Source organism: Azospirillum sp. B506, assembly GCF_000333595.1.
In the GTDB taxonomy this organism is placed as follows: domain Bacteria; phylum Pseudomonadota; class Alphaproteobacteria; order Azospirillales; family Azospirillaceae; genus Azospirillum.
On record NZ_BADK01000740.1, the window covers coordinates 1 to 1,408 of the forward strand.

A 1,408-nucleotide genomic window follows, 5' to 3' on the forward strand; every position below is an offset into this window, starting at 1 on the left:
GCCCATCGGGGATGCCGCTGATGGTGATCGTCAGCGCTTCGGACCCGTCGGTGTCGGTCAGCGCCGGGGTGATCGTCAGCGCAATGGCGGTGTCCTCATCGCCACGCGCAGCAGCCACCGACAGGGTCGGCATGTCGGTCACCGGATCGACCGTCACATGCAGCGTCTGCGTCGTCGTCGCAACCGCCGCACTGCCGTCCTTGGCCGTCGCCGTCACGGTCAGATCGAAGTCCACGTCGCTGTTCAACGGCGGCGTGATCTTCAAGCCGGCAAGCTGCGCCGGTGTGAGGGTGACCGAGCCGTTGCTGATCGTCAGGGCAGTGCCGGCATCATTGCTGAGATGCGCACCGTCGGGGATGCCGCTGATGGTGATCGTCAGCGCCTCGGACCCGTCGGTGTCGGTCAGCGCCGGAGTGATCGTCAGCGCAATGGCGGTGTCTTCATCGCCCCGCGCGGCTGAAACCGTCAGGGTCGGCGTGTCGGTCACCGGATCGACCGTCACATGCAGCGTCTGCGTCGTCGTCGCAACCGCCGCACTGCCGTCCTTGGCCGTCGCCGTCACGGTCAGATCGAAGTCCACGTCGCTGTTCAACGGCGGCGTGATCTTCAAGCCGGCAAGCTGCGCCGGCGTCAGCGTGACCGAGCCGTTGCTGATCGTCAGGGCAGTGCCGGCATCATTGCTGAGATGGGCACCGTCGGGAATGCCGCTGATGGTGATCGTCAGCGCCTCGGACCCGTCGGTGTCGGTCAGCGCCGGGGTGATCGTCAGCGCAATGGCGGTGTCCTCGTCACCCCGCGCGGCCGAAACCGCCAAGGTCGGTGTGTCCGACACCGGATCGACCGTAACCACCAGTGATTCGCTGACGCTGACCGGAGCGGCACTGCCGTCCTTGGCCGTCGCGGTGACCGTCAGGGTAAAATCATCGTCGCTGTTCAACGGCGGCGTGATCTTCAGACCGGCCAACTGGCTTGGCGTCAGCGTGATCGAGCCGTTGCTGATCGTCAGGGCAGTGCCGGCATCATTGCTGAGATGCGCACCATCGGGGATACCGCTGATGGTGATCGTCAGCGCTTCGGACCCGTCGGTGTCGGTCAGCGCCGGGGTGATCGTCAGCGCAATGGCGGTGTCTTCATCGCCCCGCGCGGCTGAAACCGTCAGGGTCGGCGTGTCGGTCACCGGATCGACCGTCACATGCAGCGTCTGCGTCGTCGCCGCCACCGCCGCACTGCCGTCCTTGGCCGTCGCCGTCACAGTCAGATCGAAGTCCACGTCGCTGTTCAACGGCGGCGTGATCTTCAAGCCGGCAAGCTGCGCCGGTGTGAGGGTGACCGAGCCGTTGCTGATCGTCAGGGCAGTGCCCGCATCATTGCTGAAATGGGCACCGTCGGGGATGCCGCTGATGGTGAT

The 1,408-nt window shown here is 65.9% G+C and carries 1 protein-coding gene; it reads right to left on the minus strand.

Annotated features, from left to right (window positions below):
• Positions 1 to 1,408 (minus strand): hypothetical protein (locus I71_RS22830; RefSeq protein WP_042698733.1); only part of this gene is annotated, 1,408 nt, incomplete at both ends.